This is a genomic window from Orbaceae bacterium lpD04, assembly GCA_036251935.1.
Lineage (GTDB): Bacteria > Pseudomonadota > Gammaproteobacteria > Enterobacterales > Orbaceae > Orbus > Orbus wheelerorum.
Genome location: CP133967.1, coordinates 1,098,328 through 1,120,230, shown reverse-complemented (window position 1 = coordinate 1,120,230; position 21,903 = coordinate 1,098,328). Strand labels below are relative to the sequence as shown.

Annotated in this window: 25 protein-coding genes and 1 tRNA gene; 5 read left to right on the top strand and 21 right to left on the bottom strand. The window is 35.0% G+C overall.

Going from position 1 to position 21,903, the window contains the following annotated elements; translation table 11 throughout:
• Positions 1-7 precede the first annotated feature (7 nt).
• The 13 genes from fruK to trxA form a co-directional block, all read right to left on the bottom strand.
• Positions 8-943: a 1-phosphofructokinase gene (gene fruK / locus RHO14_05220; protein WVD72201.1), complete on the bottom strand. Its 936-nt coding sequence runs from the start codon at positions 941-943 to the stop codon at positions 8-10.
• Positions 943-2,145, bottom strand: coding sequence for a fused PTS fructose transporter subunit IIA/HPr protein (gene fruB, locus RHO14_05215; GenBank protein WVD72200.1), 1,203 nt, complete (start codon positions 2,143-2,145; stop codon positions 943-945). The genes fruK and fruB overlap by 1 nt, the downstream gene beginning before the upstream one ends.
• A gap of 170 nt (positions 2,146-2,315) precedes the next feature.
• Positions 2,316-3,329, bottom strand: coding sequence for a catabolite repressor/activator (cra, locus tag RHO14_05210; GenBank protein ID WVD72199.1), 1,014 nt, complete (start codon positions 3,327-3,329; stop codon positions 2,316-2,318).
• A gap of 129 nt (positions 3,330-3,458) precedes the next feature.
• A tRNA-Lys gene (locus RHO14_05205) sits at positions 3,459-3,534 on the bottom strand.
• 91 nt (positions 3,535-3,625) lie between these two features.
• Positions 3,626-4,327 (bottom strand): tol-pal system protein YbgF, encoded by a 702-nt coding sequence (ybgF, locus tag RHO14_05200; GenBank protein WVD72198.1) that lies wholly within the window; start codon positions 4,325-4,327, stop codon positions 3,626-3,628.
• Positions 4,328-4,446: 119 nt separating this feature from the next.
• Positions 4,447-4,935, bottom strand: a complete 489-nt coding sequence (gene pal, locus RHO14_05195; GenBank protein ID WVD72197.1) for a peptidoglycan-associated lipoprotein Pal — start codon at positions 4,933-4,935, stop codon at positions 4,447-4,449.
• A gap of 199 nt (positions 4,936-5,134) precedes the next feature.
• Complete coding sequence (gene tolB, locus RHO14_05190) at positions 5,135-6,433, bottom strand: Tol-Pal system beta propeller repeat protein TolB (GenBank protein WVD72196.1); 1,299 nt, start codon at positions 6,431-6,433, stop codon at positions 5,135-5,137.
• Between the two features lie 145 nt (positions 6,434-6,578).
• Positions 6,579-7,583, bottom strand: coding sequence for a cell envelope integrity protein TolA (gene tolA / locus RHO14_05185; protein WVD72195.1), 1,005 nt, complete (start codon positions 7,581-7,583; stop codon positions 6,579-6,581).
• Positions 7,584-7,669: 86 nt separating this feature from the next.
• Complete coding sequence (gene tolR, locus RHO14_05180; protein WVD72194.1) at positions 7,670-8,089, bottom strand: colicin uptake protein TolR; 420 nt, start codon at positions 8,087-8,089, stop codon at positions 7,670-7,672.
• A 5-nt stretch (positions 8,090-8,094) separates the two neighbouring features.
• On the bottom strand, positions 8,095-8,766 hold the full coding sequence (gene tolQ, locus RHO14_05175; GenBank protein ID WVD72193.1) for a protein TolQ: 672 nt from the start codon (positions 8,764-8,766) through the stop codon (positions 8,095-8,097).
• The gene (ybgC, locus tag RHO14_05170; protein WVD72192.1) at positions 8,763-9,173 is read right to left on the bottom strand and encodes a tol-pal system-associated acyl-CoA thioesterase; all 411 of its coding nucleotides are present in this window, start codon (positions 9,171-9,173) and stop codon (positions 8,763-8,765) included. The genes tolQ and ybgC overlap by 4 nt, the downstream gene beginning before the upstream one ends.
• 229 nt (positions 9,174-9,402) lie before the next feature.
• The gene (locus tag RHO14_05165; GenBank protein ID WVD72191.1) at positions 9,403-9,834 is read right to left on the bottom strand and encodes a universal stress protein; all 432 of its coding nucleotides are present in this window, start codon (positions 9,832-9,834) and stop codon (positions 9,403-9,405) included.
• Positions 9,835-9,975: 141 nt separating this feature from the next.
• Entirely contained in the window at positions 9,976-10,302 is a 327-nt protein-coding gene (gene trxA, locus RHO14_05160; protein WVD72190.1) for a thioredoxin TrxA, read from the bottom strand.
• Positions 10,303-10,493: 191 nt separating this feature from the next.
• On the opposite strand from trxA, the gene rhlB reads away from it, so the two are divergent.
• On the top strand, positions 10,494-11,738 hold the full coding sequence (gene rhlB / locus RHO14_05155; protein ID WVD72189.1) for an ATP-dependent RNA helicase RhlB: 1,245 nt from the start codon (positions 10,494-10,496) through the stop codon (positions 11,736-11,738).
• On the opposite strand, the gene RHO14_05150 is transcribed toward rhlB, so the two are convergent.
• From RHO14_05150 to RHO14_05135, 4 genes are read right to left on the bottom strand one after another with little or no spacing between them, the layout of a single operon-like run.
• Positions 11,739-12,080: a prepilin-type N-terminal cleavage/methylation domain-containing protein gene (locus tag RHO14_05150; GenBank protein WVD72188.1), complete on the bottom strand. Its 342-nt coding sequence runs from the start codon at positions 12,078-12,080 to the stop codon at positions 11,739-11,741. It lies immediately after the preceding gene.
• Positions 12,073-12,519, bottom strand: coding sequence for a DUF2509 family protein (locus tag RHO14_05145; protein ID WVD72187.1), 447 nt, complete (start codon positions 12,517-12,519; stop codon positions 12,073-12,075). Before RHO14_05145 ends, RHO14_05150 begins: the two co-directional genes overlap by 8 nt.
• A complete protein-coding gene (locus RHO14_05140; protein ID WVD72186.1) occupies positions 12,497-13,060 on the bottom strand; it encodes a prepilin peptidase-dependent protein in 564 nt (187 codons plus the stop codon). The genes RHO14_05145 and RHO14_05140 overlap by 23 nt, the downstream gene beginning before the upstream one ends.
• A complete protein-coding gene (locus tag RHO14_05135) occupies positions 13,054-13,536 on the bottom strand; it encodes a prepilin-type N-terminal cleavage/methylation domain-containing protein (protein ID WVD72185.1) in 483 nt (160 codons plus the stop codon). The genes RHO14_05140 and RHO14_05135 overlap by 7 nt, the downstream gene beginning before the upstream one ends.
• 261 nt (positions 13,537-13,797) lie before the next feature.
• Between RHO14_05135 and epmA the strand changes: the two genes are divergently transcribed.
• The 4 genes from epmA (at position 13,798) to RHO14_05115 (ending at position 17,269) form a co-directional block, all read left to right on the top strand.
• A complete protein-coding gene (gene epmA / locus RHO14_05130; GenBank protein WVD72184.1) occupies positions 13,798-14,784 on the top strand; it encodes an elongation factor P--(R)-beta-lysine ligase in 987 nt (328 codons plus the stop codon).
• A 2-nt stretch (positions 14,785-14,786) separates the two neighbouring features.
• Entirely contained in the window at positions 14,787-16,130 is a 1,344-nt protein-coding gene (rmuC, locus tag RHO14_05125) for a DNA recombination protein RmuC (protein WVD72183.1), read from the top strand.
• A 154-nt stretch (positions 16,131-16,284) separates the two neighbouring features.
• Positions 16,285-16,749, top strand: coding sequence for a redoxin domain-containing protein (locus RHO14_05120; GenBank protein WVD72182.1), 465 nt, complete (start codon positions 16,285-16,287; stop codon positions 16,747-16,749).
• Positions 16,750-16,753: 4 nt separating this feature from the next.
• On the top strand, positions 16,754-17,269 hold the full coding sequence (locus RHO14_05115) for a thioredoxin domain-containing protein (GenBank protein WVD72181.1): 516 nt from the start codon (positions 16,754-16,756) through the stop codon (positions 17,267-17,269).
• Between the two features lie 41 nt (positions 17,270-17,310).
• Here the strand turns inward: RHO14_05115 and era are convergent, their stop codons facing one another.
• The 4 genes from era to lepA all read right to left on the bottom strand — a co-directional run bounded on the left by era (position 17,311) and on the right by lepA (position 21,869).
• Positions 17,311-18,234 carry a GTPase Era gene (era, locus tag RHO14_05110; GenBank protein WVD72180.1) on the bottom strand — a complete coding sequence of 308 codons (924 nt, stop codon included), beginning with the start codon at positions 18,232-18,234 and terminating at the stop codon, positions 17,311-17,313.
• Positions 18,231-18,932, bottom strand: a complete 702-nt coding sequence (gene rnc, locus RHO14_05105) for a ribonuclease III (protein ID WVD72179.1) — start codon at positions 18,930-18,932, stop codon at positions 18,231-18,233. The genes era and rnc overlap by 4 nt, the downstream gene beginning before the upstream one ends.
• Before the next feature lie 122 nt (positions 18,933-19,054).
• Entirely contained in the window at positions 19,055-20,050 is a 996-nt protein-coding gene (gene lepB, locus RHO14_05100) for a signal peptidase I (protein ID WVD72178.1), read from the bottom strand.
• Positions 20,051-20,072: 22 nt separating this feature from the next.
• Positions 20,073-21,869: a translation elongation factor 4 gene (gene lepA, locus RHO14_05095; protein ID WVD72177.1), complete on the bottom strand. Its 1,797-nt coding sequence runs from the start codon at positions 21,867-21,869 to the stop codon at positions 20,073-20,075.
• Between the last annotated feature and the right edge of the window lie 34 nt (positions 21,870-21,903).

The window sequence follows — 21,903 nt, the reverse complement described above, 5'->3', positions numbered from 1 at the left end:
TTTTCTCCTATCCTGCCATCACATCTATTTTTTCAAGAATACTATTTAGTTTTGCTTTATCAGGCACACCGACGCCAGGCTGGCTAACAGACAGCGCTGCAATAGCTGAAGCAAAAACTAAGGTATCTTTAATCGAATAGTTTGATAGTAAACCATGAACAAGGCCCGCAACCATTGAGTCCCCTGCTCCAACCGTACTAATAACTTCACATTTAGGTGGTTTTGCTAGCCATGATTCATGTTTAGTAACCCATAATGCGCCTTTACTACCAAGTGATATAATTACGTTATCAATACCCTGCTCAACAAGGCTCATAGCGGCATCTTTGATATCTTTAATTGTCGGTAAAGCGTGACCCACTAGCATTTCGAGTTCTTTATCATTAGGTTTAATTAACCAAGGCTTTGCTTTTAAGCCCGCAGTGAGCGCTGCCCGGCTACTATCAAAGACAATTTTTGGGCAGATACTTTTTACTTTTTCAAGCCAATCACTAAAGTCATCTAAAGAAATTCCTTCCGGCAAGCTACCACTTATCACGACCATATCAAAATCAGATAACCATTTAATTGATTGTTCGACAAATTGTTGCCAATCATTAGTATTAACTGAAAAACCTGAAAAATTAAGATCCGTAACGTCACTATTTTTTTCAGTTACCTTAACATTGATACGTGTTCGCCCTTCAACTAGTCGAAATTTGTTATCAAGTTTTAACTCGGTAAAAAGTGATTCAAATCCATCGTAATTGGCTTTACCTAAAAAGCCGCCAACCGTTAATTTATCACCCAAATCACAAAGCACTTTGGCAACATTAATTCCCTTACCAGCAGGTAATAAACCAGTTGTTTTAACTAAATTAACATCACCTAACTCAATTTTAGGGCAAAATCCAACCAGATCATAAGCAGGATTTAAGGTAAATGTAGCAATTTTATTCGCCATTATTCATGCCCCTCACCAAGTCCATCATTTATTGCCTGCCCAATTGCATCAATTGCTTGCTGGGCATCATCACCATTTGCAACAAATTGTAATCTACTACCTTTCTTAGCACCTATTGCAACGATTTTCATTAAGCTCGTTGCACTTACTGCGTTACCCGTGCCATCAAGATTTGCAACTGTCACACTGCTGTTAAATTGTTTCACTAACTTAACTAATACTGATGAAGGCCTAGTATGTAAACCATGTGGGTTAATTACCGTAAACTCAGCAGTAACGCTTGTCGCATTAGTTTCAGTTGCTACAGGTGTTTTAGCCTCGTTTTCAGCAGAATTATTTTGGCTTACCGTAGTTGATTGCTCACTGGTTAAAAGCTGCTGGATTTGCATTTTAGTTGCAGTATGTAACTGAACTAACTGCTGATGATAAGTCATTTCAGCAAGTCTATTAATAATTACATCAAGCGCAGCTGTTTTGGCTGATATAGTCAGTAATAATTTTACGGGTTTATCGGCATCATTTAGACTGCTCGTTGTTCGACTAATTGCGATAGCATCTTTAAGATTACCGTCAATACTATCATTTACCCAAACACCTTGACCTAAATATGTAGGTTTTTGATCCAGCGACTGAGCAACAAATTGGGTATTAACTGCATTAATGCGTTTTAACCTTGAAACATTAAGCGCTTGTAGCATTTCTAGGTTATCAGCTGGTATATCTAATAACATTAAATCATCTGAAATGATATTTTCATTTGTTTCGCTAGTACTTTGCCCTGTTAATAAAGCCACAACATCATCAACAGTTTTAATTTGTTTGATACGATCTTCAACGTCATCATCACCAAGGACATGAGTTAGCTGACGTAAAATAGTCAAATGCTCATCTGAACTTGCTGCAATACCAATTGCAATATAGGCTTTTTCACCCTCATCGCCCCAAATAACGCCATCAGGAAAATAAAAAACTTGTACACCTGTTTTTTTAACTAAGTGACGAGTTGTCGTTGTACCATGGGGAATTGCAATACCACTACCTAAATAAGTGGCAGCTTGGGCTTCTCGTGCTAGCATGCCCTCTACATAGCCCTCCTCGACAAATTGCTGTTGAGTAAGTGCACTGGCTATTTTTTTAATCGCTTCTTGTTTATTATCAGCTTGTTGATCAAGATAAATATCATCTTTGGTGAGCTGTAGCATAAATACCTCTTTTTTGACTTTAAAACTTTATTCAATATATCATATATTAACGATAATACATCGCTTGTTGAATCGTTTCAGCTATAATGCTAATAATTTTTTTAATTAGCAAATATATTTTTCCGATTAATAATTAGAATGAGATAAGCATCACATTTTGTGATCAATATCTAAGACAATAATTTTTGGTTAAAACGACCACGATAATTAAGATTACGTTTAATCTCAGTATATCCTGGTTGATAAGTATTTTGATTATTAAGATTAATTAGCAATGTATTAACCGTAATTTCAGCAATTTGTTTATGATTTTGAGCAAGGCTGATTACTTTACAAGGTAAAAAATCAAGTAATTCATTATCACCAAATGTTGCAATAACCATATTTTTGGGTAATGAGCCGTGCCGGCTTAAAATAGCATCAATAATACCTTGCAACAATGAAAATGACGTTAAAAATAGTGCCTGTGGTATAGGGTTATGTTCTAACCATTGATAAAATAATTCAGCAGCTGAATCTCGAGTATAATCTTTTGCATAAAGATAAGTGATCGTTTTATCTTTCCCTTTTACCCCTTGCTTAAAACCCGTTTCCCGATAGTGGCTAATCGTCATATCAGGTAATGCCCCAATATAGATAATATCTTGATTAGTATGTTTAATAAACTCTTCGGTTAATGCTTTAGCATCAAGTTGATCTGCGCCCAAAATACTCCTGAATTTCGTTGTTGAGAGTGGCCTATCTAAAGCAAGTATCGGAATATGGTTATTATCCCAATTTTCGTAGAAAGAGTGATCTGATATAAATGAAGATGAGACAATGATCGCATCAGCATGTCGCTGCTTGAGATGTAATATACACTGTTTTTCAATTTCACTGTTATCTTCAGAACAAGAAATAAGTAATTGGTAACCCGCTTGTCGAACTTTATGTTCTAGATGATTGGCGATTTTAGTATAGCTGATGTTTTCAAGATCAGGAATGATTAGCCCTATTGAATACGTTTTTCCTGCTCGTAGCCCTGCTGCAACAGCATTGGGTTGAAAATTGTATTGTTTTACAACTTCCATCACTTTAGCGATGGTTTTATCACTCACTCGGTACTGTTTCGCTTTACCATTGATAACATAACTGGCTGTTGTCCTTGAAACACCTGCAAGTTGTGCAATTTCTTCTAATTTCATTATAGTGTTCCATCGAAGAACAAGGAAAATTGGAATGTACCATAAAACAAAGTCTAAAATAAAGCGTTTAATAGCGAACTTGTAAATTACAGGCATAAAAAAATCACCATAAGGTGACTGTAGGAAATCTGGTGGGTCGTGAAGGATTCGAACCTTCGACCAACGGATTAAAAGTCCGCTGCTCTACCGACTGAGCTAACGACCCATGCGATTTCGGGTTGCATAATACTGTTGATTAGTCATTGATGCAACCCTTTTTTATCACAATAGTGTTTAACAGGTGGTTATTTAGCCATTTAGCCTAAGGTCGCCAGTTTGCCATTAGCCAAAGCTATCGTGTTTTTATCATTAGGGTATAGCTTTATCACTTGTTGGAATACTGCTTTAGCCTTAACTTTATCACCTTTTTCAAGTAAGATAAGTCCCACCTTATATAAGCTATCTGCTGCTTTCGGTGATTTAGGATAACTTTTTACAACGGTTGCATAATAAAATGAAGCATCATCTTTTTTACCTTGTTGATAGCAAAGCTGACCTAACCAATAATTCACATTAGCAAGGTATGATGACTTAGGATAATCTTTTAAAAATTGTTGTAACGCAGCTATCGCCTCTTTTTGCTCCGTACCATTCATCACAAACTTAATGATAAAGTTATAATCATTTTTATCATTACCCGATGAAGACCAGCCCGATAATGTTGAACTAGTGTTGGCGGTAGTATTGGTTTGGCCCTGTTTATTTGCACTTTGAGCCGGAGCTTGATTATTAAGTTGCAATAAAATCGTTTTTTGACGTTCTATGGTTTGATTTAGCTGATATGTCGTCTCTTCTAATTGGCCTCGTAATTGGTCGACCTCATCTTGTAAGTTACTAATTTTTTGTTGAGAATCCGTTAATAGTTGCCCTTGTGCCTCAACCATGCGTTCCAGTTCAGAGTCAGCATAGCTGTAAAACGACACAGATAACATTACTAGCCATATGATTTTTTTGTACATAAATTGAAACCTTTCTAAAATTTATCTATTCTTAAGTATATCATTTTTTTTATGATTAGAAAAAATAACGGCCGCAGAAAGCGACCGTTATAACCGATATCGATTAAATAATCATGTAATTAATAAACAATAACTGCACGACGATTTTTTTCATAAGCTTTAGCGTCATGACCTAATACGGCTGGCTTTTCTTTACCATAAGATACGATAGACATTTGATTTGCAGATACCCCACGACCTTGTAAATATGCTTTAACCGCCGCCGCACGGCGCTCACCTAAAGCAATATTGTATTCAGGAGTACCACGCTCATCAGCATGACCTTCAATAACCACGCTAAATGAAGGACGTGAACGTAAAAATTCTGCATGAGAATCTAATACTTTAGAAAACTCTGGGTTAATGTTGTATTTATCAAAATCAAAATAGACAGTATTGGTCATCTGTAATTGTTGAAGTTGTTGTGTTTCCGTCAAATTACCAGAATTAAATGAACTCGATGAATTAGACGATGAGCCCTGTTTATTGGTTGAATTTGATGTACATGCAGTAACGGCAATTAACGGAAGGATAATCACAGCGCCTTTAAGTAATTTTGAAAAATGCATTTACTACTCCTTTTAATTTTGTCAGTTATTAATGCCATATAAACTTATCTTAGATAATATTTTACTAAACATTTAATTATTTTCGCGATGTCTAGAGATATGAGATCAAAATTCAAATCAACAAGGCCAAAGTAAATAAACTAAAGGTTAACTATCTTACTACCACCTTAGTTTAAAATCATATATATACGAAATTAAACTATAAATAGGGTGACCATGCAGGGAACTTAACTTGCCCATCGGTTCCCGGCAATTTTGCTTTAAAATTACCATCAGTCGAAACAAGGTTTAAAGTTGTACCTAATCCTTGAGTTGAACTATAAATAATCATGGTTCCATTTGGTGAAACGCTTGGCGTTTCATCCAAAAAGGTATCTGTTAATGTTTGATACGTATTGGATAAAGGCTCAAATTTAGTCACTTTTTGATCGCCATTATTAGTTGAAATCATAGCAATAAAACTACCATTAGGGGCAACATCAGCATTTTGATTTTGCGAACCATCCCAAGTTAATCGTTGCGGTATTCCACCATCAATTGTTATAGAATAAAGTTGTGGACGACCAGTTTGGTCAGAAGTATAAACTAACGTTTTGTTATCAGGCATCCAAGCTGGCTCAGTGCTATTGCTACGACCCGTTGTAATGCGTTTTATCTGTTTTGTCGCAAGCTCCATCACATAAAGATTTAAATTACCCTCTTTTGACAATGCAAACGCAAGTTTAGTTCCATCTGGTGAAAATGCCGGAGCCCCGTTGTGCTGAGGAAATGCGGCAATTGTTTCAATATTTCCGGTTTCAAGTGTTTTCATAACTAACGCCGAGCGGCCACTTTCAAAAGTAACGTAAGCTAATTTTTTACCATCAGGTGACCAAGCTGGTGACATAAGGGGTTGGTTTGAACGGTGGATTGTGATCTCGTCATAACCATCATAATCGGCTACGCGAAGCTCGTGGGTATAAGGTCCACTATTCATTCGAACGATATAGGCGATGCGCGTTCTAAAAGCACCTTTAATACCTGTTAAAGCTTCAAATATCTCATCACTTGCAGTGTGAGCCGCGTAACGAACCCACTTTGCTGCAATAGAGTATTGGTTTTGTGCTAAAATGGCGCCTGGGTTATTTACTGTATCGACTAATTGATAGCTAACTAAGTAATTACCCGAAGCATCTGGCTGTATACTGCCAACGACAACGGCATCAATGCCAAGATCACGCCACTCTTTAGAAATGACCGCTGATGCTGTTTCTGGGAGTTGTGGCATTTTTCGCGTTTCTATTGGGTTGAATTTACCGCTATTACGTAGATCTGATGCAATAATTTCTTCAATTTTTTGTGGTGGAGCGCCGTTGCCGTTCCATTTAAACGGAATAACCGCGATCGGTTTTGCGGTGTTAACACCTTCGGTTATAATAATTCGAACATCCGCAATGGAAATTGCTGTATAAAAAAGAATGAAACAGCTTATCAAAAAGCGATATGAAAATCGTATCATTATAAAATCCTTATTACAAATTTATTGTCATATTCCAAATTAAATACTAACTAATGTCAATTGCCTTGTAGTACTTAAATATCATTGCTTATAGTATAAGCTTTTTTTGTTAACGACTGTAAAAAAAGTGGGTAATTAATGTAAATTATTGTTTTGGCCTAAAGTCAATCGTTAAGTTTTTCATTTTTTGATATAGCTGATCGTTTTTAGGTTTTGGTAATTTTGCTAGCTTTGTCGCCGAAATAGCTTCTCGACATAATACTGGATCACCGGACTCAGCTGTTACTCTTAATAACGAACCGTCAGAAAATATTTCAATGTTTAATACACAGTTTTTACCACTATAAAGCTTTGGGTTGATAAATTTATTACTAATTGCATTGTTAACTTGTGACTTGAACTGGTCAGAATCTGCCGATGAAACGCTCTGTTGCGATTTCGGTACATTTGAAGTCAGACCGCCTAAAATATCGTCGACTGCTTGCTGTTTTTGCTGTTCTTCAGCTACTTTTTTCTTAGCGTCTTGAGCTGCTTTTATTTTCTCTTGCTTCTCTTTTTCAGCATTTAAGCGTTGTTGTTCTAATATTTGCTTTTGCTTTTCAGCTTCTTGCTTCGCTTGTTCCGCTTCAGCTAACGCCTTTTGCGTAGCTAATTCTGCTTGCTTACGTTGAATATCTAATCGCTGTTGTTCTTTAAACTCCGCTTGAGCTCTAAGTTGAGCTTCTTGTTCTGATTTTTGCTGAGCAATTAACGCTTGTTTTTGTTGTTCTTCAAGGGCTATTTTTGCCTGCTCTGCCTGCTGTTTTTGCTTTTCAACAGCGAGTAACCGCTCTTTTTCTAGTGTTTTTAAGCGTTGCTGCTCGGCAAGTTGTTTTTGTTGTAGCTCTTGTGCTTGTTTTTCAATTTGCTCTTGCTGCTGCTGTTTGACCTGCTGACTAGTCAGTTTGTGCTGTAATTGCCGCTGATACTGTTCAGACATAATGTTACTATCAACCATAATTGCATCAATTGATTTGCTTTGTACATTATTTCCCGAATCAGTAGATGCGTAATGCCATGCACTATAACCAAGTACAGCAATTACGCCTACATGTAAGATGATGGAGGTTATTAGTGCAAGACTAAACCTAGAGTTTATTTTCTTTGGCATAAAATATTTTAACTAAACTTAGTTAGACATTCTCTCATTAATATTTTTATTATTAAAAAATTTATTTATCGTTAAAGCAAATGAATTTACATTGGTTGTGTCATTAATCCAACTGATTTAACGCCAGATGCTTGCAATAAATTAAGTGCATTTATGATCTCTTCATAAGGAACATTTTTTGCACCACCAACTAAAAATACTGCTTTTGCGTTAGCTGCCAATTGTTGTTTTACCTCAGAAATAATTTGCTCTTTCGGTAGGTTCTCTTGCCTATCTTGATCGATAACTAATGTGTAAATCCCCATACCTGCAACTTCAATAATAATTGGTTTGCTTTCTGATGAGGCTACTGTAGTCGATTCAGATGCTTGTGGTAGATCGACCTCAACACTTTGGCTAATTATTGGTGCTGTTGCCATAAAAATAAGCACGAGCACCAAAAGAACATCTAATAACGGAACAATATTTATTTCAGATTTAGTGGAATAACGTGATCTGCGACTCATATCAATTAATTCCTAACAGCGACGGCTTGACGTTGTAATATTGCTGAAAATTCATCAATAAAATTTAAGAAATTTTGTTCAATACGGCTAACTTTTAACGTTAATCGATTAAATGCCATTACAGCTGGTATTGCAGCAAAAAGACCAATTGCTGTTGCGATCAAGGCTTCAGCTATACCTGGAGCAACCATCTGCAAGGTTGCTTGTTTAACAGCACCTAAAGCAATAAAAGCATGCATAATTCCCCATACTGTACCAAATAATCCAATATATGGACTAATTGAACCAACTGTACCTAATAATGGAATATTTTGCTCAAGGCTATCTAACTCACGATTCATCGATAAACGCATTGCACGCGATGCGCCATCAAGCGCAGCATTTGGCATATTTGGATTAATTTGATTTAGCCGAGAAAACTCTTTAAAACCAGAGTAAAAAATATGAGCAGTACCGGCGATATTTTCTTTATCTTTTTGTATTTCGCTATACAGCGATTTAAGATCATCAGCAGACCAAAACTTTTCATCAAAATTATCGATTTGTTTTTTTGCTTTACTCAAAATACGGCTACGCTGAAATATTACCGCCCAAGATGCGACAGAAAAGGCAAGTAAAATTAACATTATAAACTGGACTAATAGACTTGCTCCAAGGAACAAATCAACAATATTCATATCTTCCACTTATCAAACTCCGAAATAAATAACTCAGGAAATACACACGGTTTCTTTTTATTAAGATCAACGCAAGCAATTAACACTTCAGCACTACTATATAAAAGGCCCTGCTCGTCAATGATTCTTTGTTTAAATACTAAAGAAGCTCGCTTAACATTTTCAATAGCACTGCGTACAATTAATAAATTATCTAAACGAGCTGGATAAACATAATCAATATTCATTTTTTTTACAACAAAAGCGGTAGCTTGAGTCTCAAGTAAAAATTGCTGATTGATATTAAACTGCCTAAGCATCTCTGTTCTTGCATGCTCATAAAAAGCTAAGTAACGAGCATGATAAACAACGCCACCAGCATCGGTGTCATCATAATAGACCCTAATAGGCCAATCAAACTCTTTCATAGTCATAACTCTTATAATTTATTGTATATTATATTAATTATAATACCTTTGTTAGTTGAGATAGTGCTAAACAACTAATATATTATAATTGCTGCATTATGCAAAAGTAACTAGGTATAAAATCAATTGATAATAGTATACCATACACAGGCTATTATTTAGCGCCTATAATATATAACGCCATTCAAATAAAAACAATTATCATTATCAATAAAAATAGTGAATATTATTACCGAATAACGAGTACTGGTGTTTTAGCATATCTTACAACTGCAGCCGCGTTAGAACCTAATAAATGGGTTGAAATATTTGGCCTTCTTGAGCCAAGTATAATTAAATCTGGCTTTAACTCATTGGCGATTGATAATATTTCATCACGAGGATTACCAAAAGCAACAGCGTAAGATAAATTTTCTTTCGGTAAATCGATATGATCAATTAATTCGATTAGCCATTGTTCCGCTTGGAGTGTTGCTTTATCTTTAAACTCATCAAAACCAAAAGAATAAGCATTAACAATTGCCGATGCAACAGGCAAAACATGAAAAAATTTTACATTAGCATTAGATAATTGGGCTAAATAAGTAACATGAGGAAGCACTTTTTTGGTTAATTCTTTTTCTACAATATCGATAGGTACTAGAATAGATTGATACATCATCTGCTCCTTTGTTATTGTTCAATAATAGATATGAATTAGTGATTAGTTTACCTCGGTAAGATAGACAAGTTCAATAAGTATGGAAAGAATAAAATTAAAGTTATATTCCCTTTACCTTATGGCAAAGGGAATATTTGATAATTAAAGATGATTATCAAGGAATGTTTTGAGTTGTAATTTAGATAATGCACCAACTTGAGTCGCAATTACACTCCCATTTTTAAATAGTAATAATGTTGGGATCCCTCTAATACCAAATTTTGGTGAAATAGATGGGTTTTGGTCAACATTTAACTTGGCAACAACTACTTGTTCGCTATATTCTTGAGCAATTTCCTCAAGAATTGGAGCGATCATTTTACATGGCCCACACCAATCAGCCCAAAAATCAACTAGAACAGGCTTAGTACTATCGGCAACAACTTTATCAAAATCAGTTTCGGTTAACGAAACGATAAAATTACTCATTTTACTCTCCACACAGTCAATTGTTATATTATTTAATAGCTTCAGTTAATTATACTTAGTGAATTTTATGCTAGATTTTTATTATTCACCAGTAATTAAAATGATAGGAAAGAATAATTAGTGCGGAATTTTGATTTAATGTGTTACAATTGCAACAATTTTTGAATAAATCACATTATATAAAATAACCTATGGCGCAATCCTATCTTACAAGAACTCTTTTTGAGCAATTTAACTTACATCCATTAGTGCTTAATGCATTGCAAAAAAATGGTTTCTCATATTGTACACCAATTCAAGAACAATCTTTGGCTCTTACAGTTAAAGGACTTGACATTGCAGGACAAGGACAAACAGGTACAGGTAAAACAATTGCGTTTTTAACTGCTACGTTTAATTATTTATTAAATAATTCACCAGCTGAAGATCGTAAAAAAAATCAGCCTAGAGCGGTAATTATTGCGCCAACAAGAGAGCTTGCAGTTCAAATTCATAATGACGCACAAATTTTTGCTGATGTCACGAATTTACGTTTAGGCTTAGCGTTTGGTGGTGATGGGTATGATAAGCAATTAAAAGTTTTAGCAGATGGTGTTGATATATTGATTGCAACAACAGGACGCTTAATTGATTATGCTAAGCAAGATTATATCAATTTAGAAGCCTTACAAGTTGTGGTACTTGATGAGGCTGATCGAATGTTTGATTTAGGCTTTATCAAAGATATCCGTTGGTTATTCCGACATATGACACCCCCAAAAAAACGGTTAACGATGTTATTTTCAGCCACGCTGTCTCATAATGTGAGAGAACTTGCATTTGAGCACATGAATGAACCGAAATATATTGAAGTAGAACCAGAGCAGAAAATTGGCCATCGAATCAAAGAAGAGCTATTTTTCCCTTCAAATGAAGATAAGCTTGCACTATTACAAACTTTAATTGAGGAAGAATGGCCTGATCGCGCGATTATTTTTGCTAATACCAAAATTGCTTGTGAAAAAATTTGGCGACATTTAGCCGCTGATGGTCTTCGAGTTGGTTTGCTTAATGGCGATATTGCACAGAAAAAACGCCTTGCAGTGCTTGAGAAATTTACTCAAGGAGATTTAGATATTTTAGTTGCGACAGATGTTGCGGCTAGAGGATTACATATCCCACATGTTACGCATGTGTTTAATTATGATCTGCCTGATGATAGCGATGATTACCGTCACCGCATTGGAAGAACAGGCCGAGCTGGTGATGATGGTCATTCAATTTCCTTTGCCTGTGAGAAATATGCACATAATCTCCCTGCTATTGAAATAGCCATCGGACATGCGATCCCAGTTAGTCATTATGATCCAACTGCACTATTGACTGATTTACCTAGACCAAAAGCTCCACGTCAATTCAACCAACGTCGTAATAAACGACCTGTCAGCAAAACCTAATTACCTATTAGGCTGACAAAACCACCTCTCTTGATTAATATTGTTAGCCAAGAGAGGAAAAATTGTCACTTTGACTATATCGCAGCGATGACTATAGCGTGTTTTTGTAACTTGGTACTGCCATCCATTAGGTAAATCTACCGATATTGAATTTGGATAAACGTCTAACAATTGAAAAGCGGTTCGCTCAGCATGCTGTGTCTTTTTTGCTAAATCAACATTAGCAGATAAAATTGATTGTAAATTTATTAAGAATAATACGATAGTGCAAGTCATAATTATTGCAATTAAGACTTCAAATAGAGATGAGCCGCTATTTTGCTTGTCTGAATTATCAATCACAGTTAGATTGCCTGTATTCAGGGCAATAATCAAGCCAATGCCCTTTATTAATGTATAATATTTCGTCATTACTATATGTTGCTAAATGATAACGTGTTAGTTGTGCGAATTGTCCTCGAATAAGAATATAGTTATCGGTCGCTAAGCTCGATTTTTTAATACATGCATTAAGTTCTTGTGATGGTAAATATTGGCACTGCCAATACTGAGTTATTGGTAACCACTGGAGTGTAATTGCCCATTGAATCGAAGATAACGCTTTGTTTTCTGCTTTATAGTATTGTTTTTGATAAATTGTTTTTTTTTGTATTAATAATGATGTTCGACTGAATTCGGCCATTAATAGGGTACCAAGAATTAATAAAATTATGGTCATGCCAAGTGCACTAAATCCGCGGTAACATATTAAATAGGGACTATCGATTCGAATTTTTGACATAATTTGTTGTTTGATAACGAATAGCGGGGAAATGTTTTAATTGAACAGTAATGTTTAGTTCTGTATAGTTAGAATGCTGCCTTGCTTGAAAGTTTATTATTTTAACCTCATTTGGATCAAATAGTTTTTCCCAACGAGTAGAAGTATTGCGACAGTGATTTATACCTGATTGCGCATCTAAACTATTTTTATGATAACGATAAGCAAAGACATCAGAACTCGCGGGATCATATAAATAATAACGCCATTTACCACTGTTTGTTGTGTCATAACGCAAAATAATACAATTTCCATCTGAATTAATTTCGATTGCAGGCTTAGTAATAACATCTTGCGAATTAGCAATAAACCCTGCTCGTCGAATATCCTTAATTAATCCAGATAATGCTTGATGAGTCACCACTTCTAGGCGATGTTGCTGGTATATTTGTATAATTGTTAAATGAAATTTTGGATAAAAAGAAATAATACTGATAATAATCAAAGAAGTTAATGCTAAATTAAGTAGCATTTCAAATAGTGAAAATCCACGATTTAACATGGATGAAAGCCAACTAAGTAAGTGTAATAGCTACAATACCGAATTCGCCCCGGTACCGAAATAATAATACGGCTCTCACCTATCCTATTTTTTAGTCGAATCGTGGCGGCTTTCGCCGCACTTCTTCGCCCATAAAAAACCAAAGCTGAATCGACTGTTAAGCCTGCTAACTCAATTAATTTACTTTTAGCAGTAAAACTAAATTTCATTTGACAGTTAATCGGTTTAGCGTTATTGCTAGCAACTAGGCACCAATCATGATCAGTCTTTCTTAATACATAGATATTTTGATTATAATTATAAAAATCGGCATCAGCTTTTACTTCAATTAAAAATTGTATCAATTCACGCGTTATTGATGAAAGTTCACTTCGTGCTTGAAAATCACGCCAACTAGAGGCACCAATCAAAGCCAATACCGCTGTAATAATCATAACTATAAGTAATTCAAATAATGAAAAACCCGATGAATGCATAATTTAAAAACCAGAAATGAATGTAATATTCTAAGAATAGGAAGAAAATTGAATAAGCTTTTGAATAACGATTATATTTGAGATCATATTCGCAAATATAATCATCAATTAACACTGATATTGATTAAATTAAAATATAAGTGCTCAATTTGTATCAAATCAGCAATTATTGCCTTTTATTATTGGGCTTATTTATTTAAACTGGTCATTAATTTAATGATATATTCTTATTTATAATTACTGTCCAAGAGTTACGAAATTATGACAATGACTGAAAACTGGCAACCCACTGCATCTATCGATTTTTTATTAAAACGTGCAAAAATCCTAAAAAAAATTAGAGAATTTTTTTTAGACCGTTGCGTCCTTGAGGTAGAAACGCCCATCTTAAGTCATGCAGCCGTAACTGACTTACATCTGAGCTCATTTGAAACCATATTTAATAAACCTGGAACAATTGATTTACATGCAGGTCAACGGTTATCACTAATTACCAGTCCTGAGTACCATATGAAGCGGCTTATTGCAGCTGGTAGTGGCCCTATTTATCAAATCTGTAAATGTTTTCGTAATCATGAAGAAATCAGCCGGTACCATAACCCTGAGTTTACCATGTTAGAATGGTATAGAATCCAATTTGATATGATGCAAATGATCAATGAAGTAGACGACCTATTTCAACTCATTTTAGATAGTGAACCGGCTGAGCATATTAGCTATCAATGTGCCTTTATTAAGTATCTTAATATCGACCCATTAACGGCAATTAGAGAAGAGTTAGTTAGTGCTGTCCAAAAATTAGAGTTGAATTTTGATACTGATGGTTGCGATATTAGTACATTACAACAGTTTTTATTTACATTTGGCGTTGAACCTAATATTGGCAAAGATAAACCAACAGTTGTCTATCATTTTCCAGCCTCTCAAGCAGCACTTGCTGAGATCTGTAGTGAAGATCAACGCACAGCAAAACGTTTTGAGTTCTATTATCAAGGTGTAGAGCTCGCAAATGGCTTTAAAGAACTCGTTAATGCCAAAGAACAAAAAGCACGCTTTGAACAAGATAATCAAGAACGTATATCGAAAGGTTTACCAACGCAAGTTATTGATCAATATCTATTATCTGCAATGGAAAGCGGACTACCTGAGTGCTCAGGCGTTGCTGTTGGCCTTGATAGGTTAGTTATGTTAGCACTAAAACAAGCGACAATTAGCCAAGTGATGAGTTTTAATTTGGAGAACGCTTAAATATGATAGATTTAAATATCTATATGCTACTAATTCCAATTAGCATTGTAACCATTATTATTATGATATTAGCTATTTGGATTATTCGCTTGCGCTTAAATCAATATAATCAACAACAATTATTTGAATTACAATTTGAACAAAAAAAGCAAGATAATCAAATTCTATTACAGCAACTTACACTATTGCAAAATGAGCTTAGTAGTAGTCGACAAAAAAACCTAGAATTGAGCGTTGATGCTCGTGAATTAAAAACTCGTCTTGAAGAAAATAAAATACTTGCGGATGAAAAACAAAAAATATTAATTCAAAGTGAACAACGGCTTACTGAACAATTTGAAAATTTAGCTAACCGTATTTTTGATAATAGCGGTAAAAAGATCGAGCAACAAAATCAACAAAGTTTGAATCATTTATTAACGCCACTAAAAGAACAATTAGCTGGATTTAAAAAGCAAGTTCAAGATAGTTTTGGTGAAGAAGCTAAAGAGCGACATACCTTGACATTTGAAATTCGCAACTTACAAAAACTTAATGACCAAATGGCAAAAGAGGCGATCAATCTAACTAATGCACTAAAAGGGAATAATAAAACTCAAGGCAATTGGGGGGAAGTTATTCTTAATCGTATTTTAGAAAACTCAGGCCTTCGGGAAGGTAATGAGTATGAATTACAAGTTAGCTTAACTAATGATAGCAAGCAGCGTATGCAACCTGATGTGATTGTGCATCTACCTCAAGGCAATGATGTTATTATCGATTCAAAAATGACACTAGTTGCTTATGAACGTTATTTTAATAGCGATGATGAACATGAAAAGACAAAAGCGATGTCTGAGCATCTTACTGCGGTTCGTAATCATATAAAACAACTTAGCCAAAAGGATTATCATAAGCTTAATGGTATTAAATCACTTGATTATATTTTGATGTTTATTCCTGTAGAGCCTGCTTTTTTAGCTGCAATAGATCAAGACCCATCGCTTATCAATGATGCCCTGAAGCAAAATATTATGATCGTCAGCCCAACGACTTTATTAGTTGCACTTCGTACTATTAGTAATTTATGGCGTTATGAGTACCAAAATCGTAATGCAGAGATTATTGCCGATCGTGCAAGTAAACTATATGACAAAGTTCGTGGCTTTATTGAAGATATGGAAATTCTTGGTGTTAGTTTAGATAAAGCTCAACAAACCTATCATAGCTCCATGAATAAGTTATCTAAAGGACGAGGTAATCTCATTGGTCAGATTGAACAATTTCGTAATATGGGAATTGAAGTTAAAAAACCAATAAAGACAGAAATTAGCGAATCTGCATTAGAAGAGCTCGGTGATGTTTAGTATTTAATAATTTATAATATTTTTAAATAATTTTTCTTATTTACTATTCTTATAGTAAAAAATAGCGATATACTAAACAAGTTATCTATTTGTTAAAAATATATATTTGCTGTTCTATTTTTTATTATTAGCTTTAGTAAATAAGGATCACATCATGTTAAAAAATAGTATCAAAGCCCCAGATTTTAAATTGAGCGCTACTCCTGACAAACAAATCTCACTATCAGAATTTATAGGGAAAAAAATTATTTTAGTTTTTTATCCTGCAGATTGGAGCCCTGTCTGTGGCGATGAATTGGCTATTTTTAGTTCTTCATTAAAATTATTTGAGAAATATAATGTACAAATATTAGGGATTTCAGTTGATAGCAAATGGTCCCATGCGGCATTTTCTGAAAATCGAAAATTAAAATTTCCGTTATTAGCTGATTTTGAACCCAAAGGCGCGATATCAATAAAATATGAAGCTTATAGCACGGCAACAGGCACCAGTAAACGTGCAATTTATTTAATTGATGGAATGGGAATAATTAGATGGAGTTATTTGTCGCCAGATAATATTAATCCCGGTGTCGATGGTGTGCTTGATGCATTGGAAAACTTGATTGGGGAGAAATAATATTATGGCTTTAAAACCCCCTGTTACTAATTTAGATCATATTCAAGGTAATAGTAACGCATCAATTGAGTTAGTTGAATATGGTGATTATCAATGTCCTTATTGTGCTGAGTTCTATTATGTTATCAAAGAATTACAAAACCAGTTAGGGACTAATCTAAAATTTATCTTTAGAAATTTTCCATTAGAGATGCATCCAAATGCGTTACATGCGGCGATTGCAACAGAGGTGTTGGCAAAATATAATAAATTCTGGCCGATGCATGATATGCTTTATGAAAACCAAGCATATTTGCATGATAAAAATCTAATTAATTACGCCGAGAAACTCGGTGTTAATGAACAACAATTTGAGCAAGATTTTAAAGATAAATCATTTGCAGATAAAGTCGAAAAGGATTTTGAAAGTGGCTTAAGAAGCGGTGTTAATGGAACGCCCTCACTTTATATCAATAATAAAAAATATGAAGGAGAGTATTCATTAGATGCAATACTTACCTACATAAAACCGCTTTTATAAGCGGTTTTTGGATTTGTTCAAACTAATAAAAGAGTAGGTACTTAGTCGTCACCATATCCAAGGCTACGTAATGCTCTTTCATCATCAGCCCAGCCTGCTTTAACTTTAACCCAAAGTTCAAGGTGCACTTTAGTTTGGAAAAATTCTTGCATATCTTTACGGGCTTCAGTACCAATTTTTTTGATTTTTTCACCTTGATTGCCTATAACCATTTTCTTTTGGCCATCTCGTTCAACTAAAATCAGTCCATTAATACGGTACATACCCGTTTTTTCATCAACTTTAAACTGCTCTATTTCAACGGTAACTGAATAAGGTAACTCGTCACCTAAAAAACGCATTAGTTTTTCACGAATAATTTCAGATGCCATGAATCGCTGTGAACGATCAGTAATATAATCATCAGGAAAATGGTGCTCACCGGTTGGTAGATGTGTTTTAACAATCGATTTGATAATATCAACACCTTCGCCATTTTCAGCACTAATCGGTATTACATCCATAAAATTAAGTCTTTGACTAATATCTTGGATATGAGGTAATAATTTAGTTTTGTCTTGTACGTTATCTATTTTATTAATAACTAATAAAACAGGACATTTAACATCTTGTAATTTCTTGACAACCATATCATCATCATCTGTCCAACGCGTCCCTTCAACCACAAATAAAATTAACTCGACATGACCAATTGAGCTACTTGCCGCTCGGTTCATTAAACGATTAATCGCTCGTTTTTCTTCGATATGCAGTCCAGGTGTATCAATATAGATAACTTGATCATTTCCCTCGGTATCAATACCTAAAATACGATGGCGTGTTGTTTGAGCCTTACGTGAGGTGATTGAAATTTTTTGTCCAAGTAGTTGATTTAATAATGTCGATTTACCAACATTGGGTCTCCCTACAATAGAGACAAAACCACAATGTGATATATTTTGATCCTTTATTTTTTGATCTGTCATTTAATACCCAAATTATCTATTGCTGCTTGTGCAGCTATTTGTTCAGCTTTGCGTCGATTTACACCTCGACCCATATATTGATTATTATCATTTTCAAGTTTACATTGGATAACAAACTCTTGTTCGTGATCATTACCAATAACTTCCACAATCAAATAAACTGGTCTTGCTTGATGAATACCTTGTAAATACTCCTGCAAGCGTGTTTTGGCATCTTTTTGTTTAATACCAGGTTGAATATTTTCTAAACGGCTTTGATACCATTGTAAAATTAAATTCTTAATAACTTCAATATTACTATCTAAATATATTGCACCAATTATTGCTTCAACAGCATCGGATATAATTGATTCTCTTCGATGGCCACCACTTTTTAATTCGCCTTGACCTAATATTAAACAATCGCCAAGATTAAAGTCCTGACCAATTATTGCTAGCATTTCACCACAAACAAGAGTCGAACGCATTTGACTCAAATCGCCCTCATCAACATGAGGGAATTGATTAAATAGTGCTTCAGCTATCACGAAACTTAAAATCGAATCCCCTAGGTACTCTAAGCGTTCATTGTGAGATTTATCAGCGCTTCGATGGGTCAAAGCTTTTATTAATAATGCAATATTATTAAACTCATAACCAATTAATTTTTGTAATTTGATTAGATGTTGTTCATTTTGTTTCATCACTTGTTTACTCATGATATTAAGCGGTAAATAATCTATTTTTACCAGAACTCATTTTATCCCTTTTTAAATAAAATAGCGCCCATCAAAGGACGCCTCAAAGCTTAGCACATTGCCTACTTTTATAACAATAGGTATTAGTGAACGCTTCCAATACGATCAAATCGAATACCCGTAGGCCATTCATTTGGTTGTTTATCAAAACTAATCCAAATTGCCGAAACTTTACCTACAAAGTTTTTCTCAGGTACGAACCCCCAAAAACGGCTATCATCACTATTATCACGGTTATCACCCATCATGAAATAGTTACCTTGCGGTACAACCCATTCACCTGGTTTTTGACCTGGTTGTTTGTACATTTCATTAAGACCATGAGCTTGTACTGGCAATAACAAAATATCATGTTTTTGACCGCCCATTGTTTCTTGTCTTTTATTTAATGTAAATGATACTATTGAGCCATTTGTTGGTAAATTTAACTCAGCATATTGTTTATCTGTATAGAAGTTAGCACCTGAATTACTAAAAACTTCGTTCCAATCACTCTTTTGAATATCTGTATAATCAAGGTTTAAAGGTGTGCTTTGTTGTCCTTGACAATTTGTTTGATCATTTTCACAGGCTGGATAGATAGTAAGCTCTTTATTTTCTGGATTATAAATAATTTTATCGCCAGGGACGCCAATTACTCGTTTAACAAAATCAATAGTTGGATTTCTTGGATCTTTAAATACAGCAATATCACCACGCTGTGGACGACCTGTTGGAATAATCGTGGTATTCGTAATTGGATCTTTTATTCCATACGAGTATTTTTGCACAGCGATAAAATCACCAATTAAAAGGGTTTGCATCATTGAACCAGATGGGATCTGGAACGGTTCAAAAATAAAAGAACGAATGACAAATACCACAAATAATACAGGGAAAAAAGAAGATAAAGAATCAACCCATCCTTTCGGGCTGCCGACTTGAGCCAGAATTTTACCATCGATTTTGCCATCAGTCTGTTTTCTGACCTCTTCAACTTTACGCTGTCTTGCAGGTCGCCATTTAAACTTTTCTAGAAACCATAAGATTCCTGTAAAAAAAGTTGCTAATGTCAATATGATAGCAAACATTCCAGCCATTGTACTTCCTCACTTAAATTAATTACTCTTTACCTACATGTAAGATAGCCAAAAATGCCTCTTGTGGTAATTCAACATTACCAACTTGTTTCATGCGTTTTTTACCATCTTTTTGCTTTTGTAGGAGTTTTTTCTTACGGCTGACATCACCGCCATAGCATTTTGCTAATACATTTTTCCTAAGCTGCTTAACTGTTGAACGAGCAATAACATGATTTCCAATTGCAGCTTGAATTGCAATGTCAAATTGCTGACGAGGAATCAGTTCTTTCATTTTTTCAACCAGTTCTCGCCCACGATAAGGTGCATTGTCTTTGTGAGTAATCAAGGCTAATGCATCAACCCGCTCACTATTAATTAATACATCTAATCTTACCATGTCAGCATTTTGAAATCTTATAAAATTATAATCTAATGATGCATAACCTCGAGAAGTTGACTTTAATTTATCAAAAAAGTCCAATACGACTTCCGCCATGGGAATTTCGTAAGTCAATGCAACTTGGTTACCATGGTATACCATATTAGTTTGAATACCCCTTTTTTCAATACAAAGGGTTATAACATTACCTAAATATGACTGAGGGACAAGAATATTACACTCTGCGATCGGTTCTCGTAATTCTAGTATATTATTAACTGCAGGTAATTTTGATGGGCTATCAACATAAATTGTTTCATTTGATGTTGTTACTACCTCATAAACTACCGTTGGCGCAGTAGTTATTAGATCAAGATCATATTCTCGCTCTAAACGTTCTTGGATAATCTCCATATGAAGTAATCCAAGAAATCCACATCGAAAGCCAAAACCAAGTGCTGTTGAGGTCTCTGGTTCATAAAACAAAGATGCATCATTTAGGCTCAATTTGCCTAATGCATCTCTAAATGACTCGTAGTCATCAGAACTCGTTGGAAATAATCCAGCATAAACCTGCGGCTTGACACGCTTAAAACCAGGTAAAGGGGTTTGTGCAGGATTACGAGCAAGCGTTAGCGTATCTCCGACTGGTGCACCAAGTATATCTTTAATTGCACAGACCACCCAGCCAACCTCACCACAAGTTAATGCGTTTTTATCAATCTGCTTAGGTGTGAAAATACCCAGTCGATCAACATTATACGTAATACCTGTGCTCATAACTTTTATTTTATCGCCTTTGCGTAATTCGCCATTTTTTACACGAATCAGTGAAACTACACCAAGATAGTTGTCAAACCATGAGTCAATAATCAATGCTTGTAATGGTGCATTTTTATCACCAACTGGCGCAGGGATCTCTTCAACTAACCGCTCAAGCACATCAATAACACCGATACCCGTTTTTGCTGAACAACGCACAGCATCAGAAGCATCAATACCAACAATATCTTCGATTTCTTGTGCAACCCGCTCAGGCTCAGCAGCAGGTAGATCTATTTTATTTAGAACTGGCACAACCTCTAAATTCATATCAATTGCAGTATAGCAGTTTGCTAAAGTTTGGGCTTCAACGCCTTGTCCAGCATCAACAACTAATAAAGCACCTTCGCATGCAGCAAGAGACCGTGATACTTCATAAGAGAAGTCGACATGCCCAGGAGTATCAATAAAATTAAGCTGATAAGTTTGTCCATCTTTTGCGTGATAATCAAGAGTAACACTCTGTGCTTTAATGGTAATACCACGTTCTCGTTCTAAATCCATAGAATCGAGCACTTGGGCTTCCATTTCACGATCAGATAATCCCCCACAAATTTGGATGATACGATCAGATAAAGTCGATTTGCCATGGTCAATATGGGCAATAATCGAGAAATTTCGGATATTTTTATTCATATCAATATTTTCAGTTAATTTTTCGCTAGTTAGA

Bases quoted from the DNA above. Each gene is read 5' to 3' on its own strand.
- rmuC (WVD72183.1), top strand. From the start codon at position 14,787: ATGATAGATTTAAATATCTATATGCTACTAATTCCAATTAGCATTGTA.
- ybgF (WVD72198.1), bottom strand. From the start codon at position 4,327: ATGTACAAAAAAATCATATGGCTAGTAATGTTATCTGTGTCGTTTTAC.
- tolR (WVD72194.1), bottom strand. From the start codon at position 8,089: ATGAGTCGCAGATCACGTTATTCCACTAAATCTGAAATAAATATTGTT.
- ybgC (WVD72192.1), bottom strand. From the start codon at position 9,173: ATGAAAGAGTTTGATTGGCCTATTAGGGTCTATTATGATGACACCGAT.
- epmA (WVD72184.1), top strand. From the start codon at position 13,798: ATGACAATGACTGAAAACTGGCAACCCACTGCATCTATCGATTTTTTA.
- lepB (WVD72178.1), bottom strand. From the start codon at position 20,050: ATGGCTGGAATGTTTGCTATCATATTGACATTAGCAACTTTTTTTACA.
- fruK (WVD72201.1), bottom strand. From the start codon at position 943: ATGGCGAATAAAATTGCTACATTTACCTTAAATCCTGCTTATGATCTG.
- tolA (WVD72195.1), bottom strand. From the start codon at position 7,583: ATGCCAAAGAAAATAAACTCTAGGTTTAGTCTTGCACTAATAACCTCC.
- RHO14_05145 (WVD72187.1), bottom strand. From the start codon at position 12,519: ATGTCAAAAATTCGAATCGATAGTCCCTATTTAATATGTTACCGCGGA.
- RHO14_05165 (WVD72191.1), bottom strand. From the start codon at position 9,834: ATGATGTATCAATCTATTCTAGTACCTATCGATATTGTAGAAAAAGAA.
- RHO14_05135 (WVD72185.1), bottom strand. From the start codon at position 13,536: ATGCATTCATCGGGTTTTTCATTATTTGAATTACTTATAGTTATGATT.
- lepA (WVD72177.1), bottom strand. From the start codon at position 21,869: ATGAATAAAAATATCCGAAATTTCTCGATTATTGCCCATATTGACCAT.
- era (WVD72180.1), bottom strand. From the start codon at position 18,234: ATGACAGATCAAAAAATAAAGGATCAAAATATATCACATTGTGGTTTT.
- rhlB (WVD72189.1), top strand. From the start codon at position 10,494: ATGGCGCAATCCTATCTTACAAGAACTCTTTTTGAGCAATTTAACTTA.
- trxA (WVD72190.1), bottom strand. From the start codon at position 10,302: ATGAGTAATTTTATCGTTTCGTTAACCGAAACTGATTTTGATAAAGTT.
- fruB (WVD72200.1), bottom strand. From the start codon at position 2,145: ATGCTACAGCTCACCAAAGATGATATTTATCTTGATCAACAAGCTGAT.
- RHO14_05140 (WVD72186.1), bottom strand. From the start codon at position 13,060: ATGTTAAATCGTGGATTTTCACTATTTGAAATGCTACTTAATTTAGCA.
- RHO14_05120 (WVD72182.1), top strand. From the start codon at position 16,285: ATGTTAAAAAATAGTATCAAAGCCCCAGATTTTAAATTGAGCGCTACT.
- RHO14_05115 (WVD72181.1), top strand. From the start codon at position 16,754: ATGGCTTTAAAACCCCCTGTTACTAATTTAGATCATATTCAAGGTAAT.
- rnc (WVD72179.1), bottom strand. From the start codon at position 18,932: ATGAGTAAACAAGTGATGAAACAAAATGAACAACATCTAATCAAATTA.
- tolQ (WVD72193.1), bottom strand. From the start codon at position 8,766: ATGAATATTGTTGATTTGTTCCTTGGAGCAAGTCTATTAGTCCAGTTT.
- cra (WVD72199.1), bottom strand. From the start codon at position 3,329: ATGAAATTAGAAGAAATTGCACAACTTGCAGGTGTTTCAAGGACAACA.
- pal (WVD72197.1), bottom strand. From the start codon at position 4,935: ATGCATTTTTCAAAATTACTTAAAGGCGCTGTGATTATCCTTCCGTTA.
- tolB (WVD72196.1), bottom strand. From the start codon at position 6,433: ATGATACGATTTTCATATCGCTTTTTGATAAGCTGTTTCATTCTTTTT.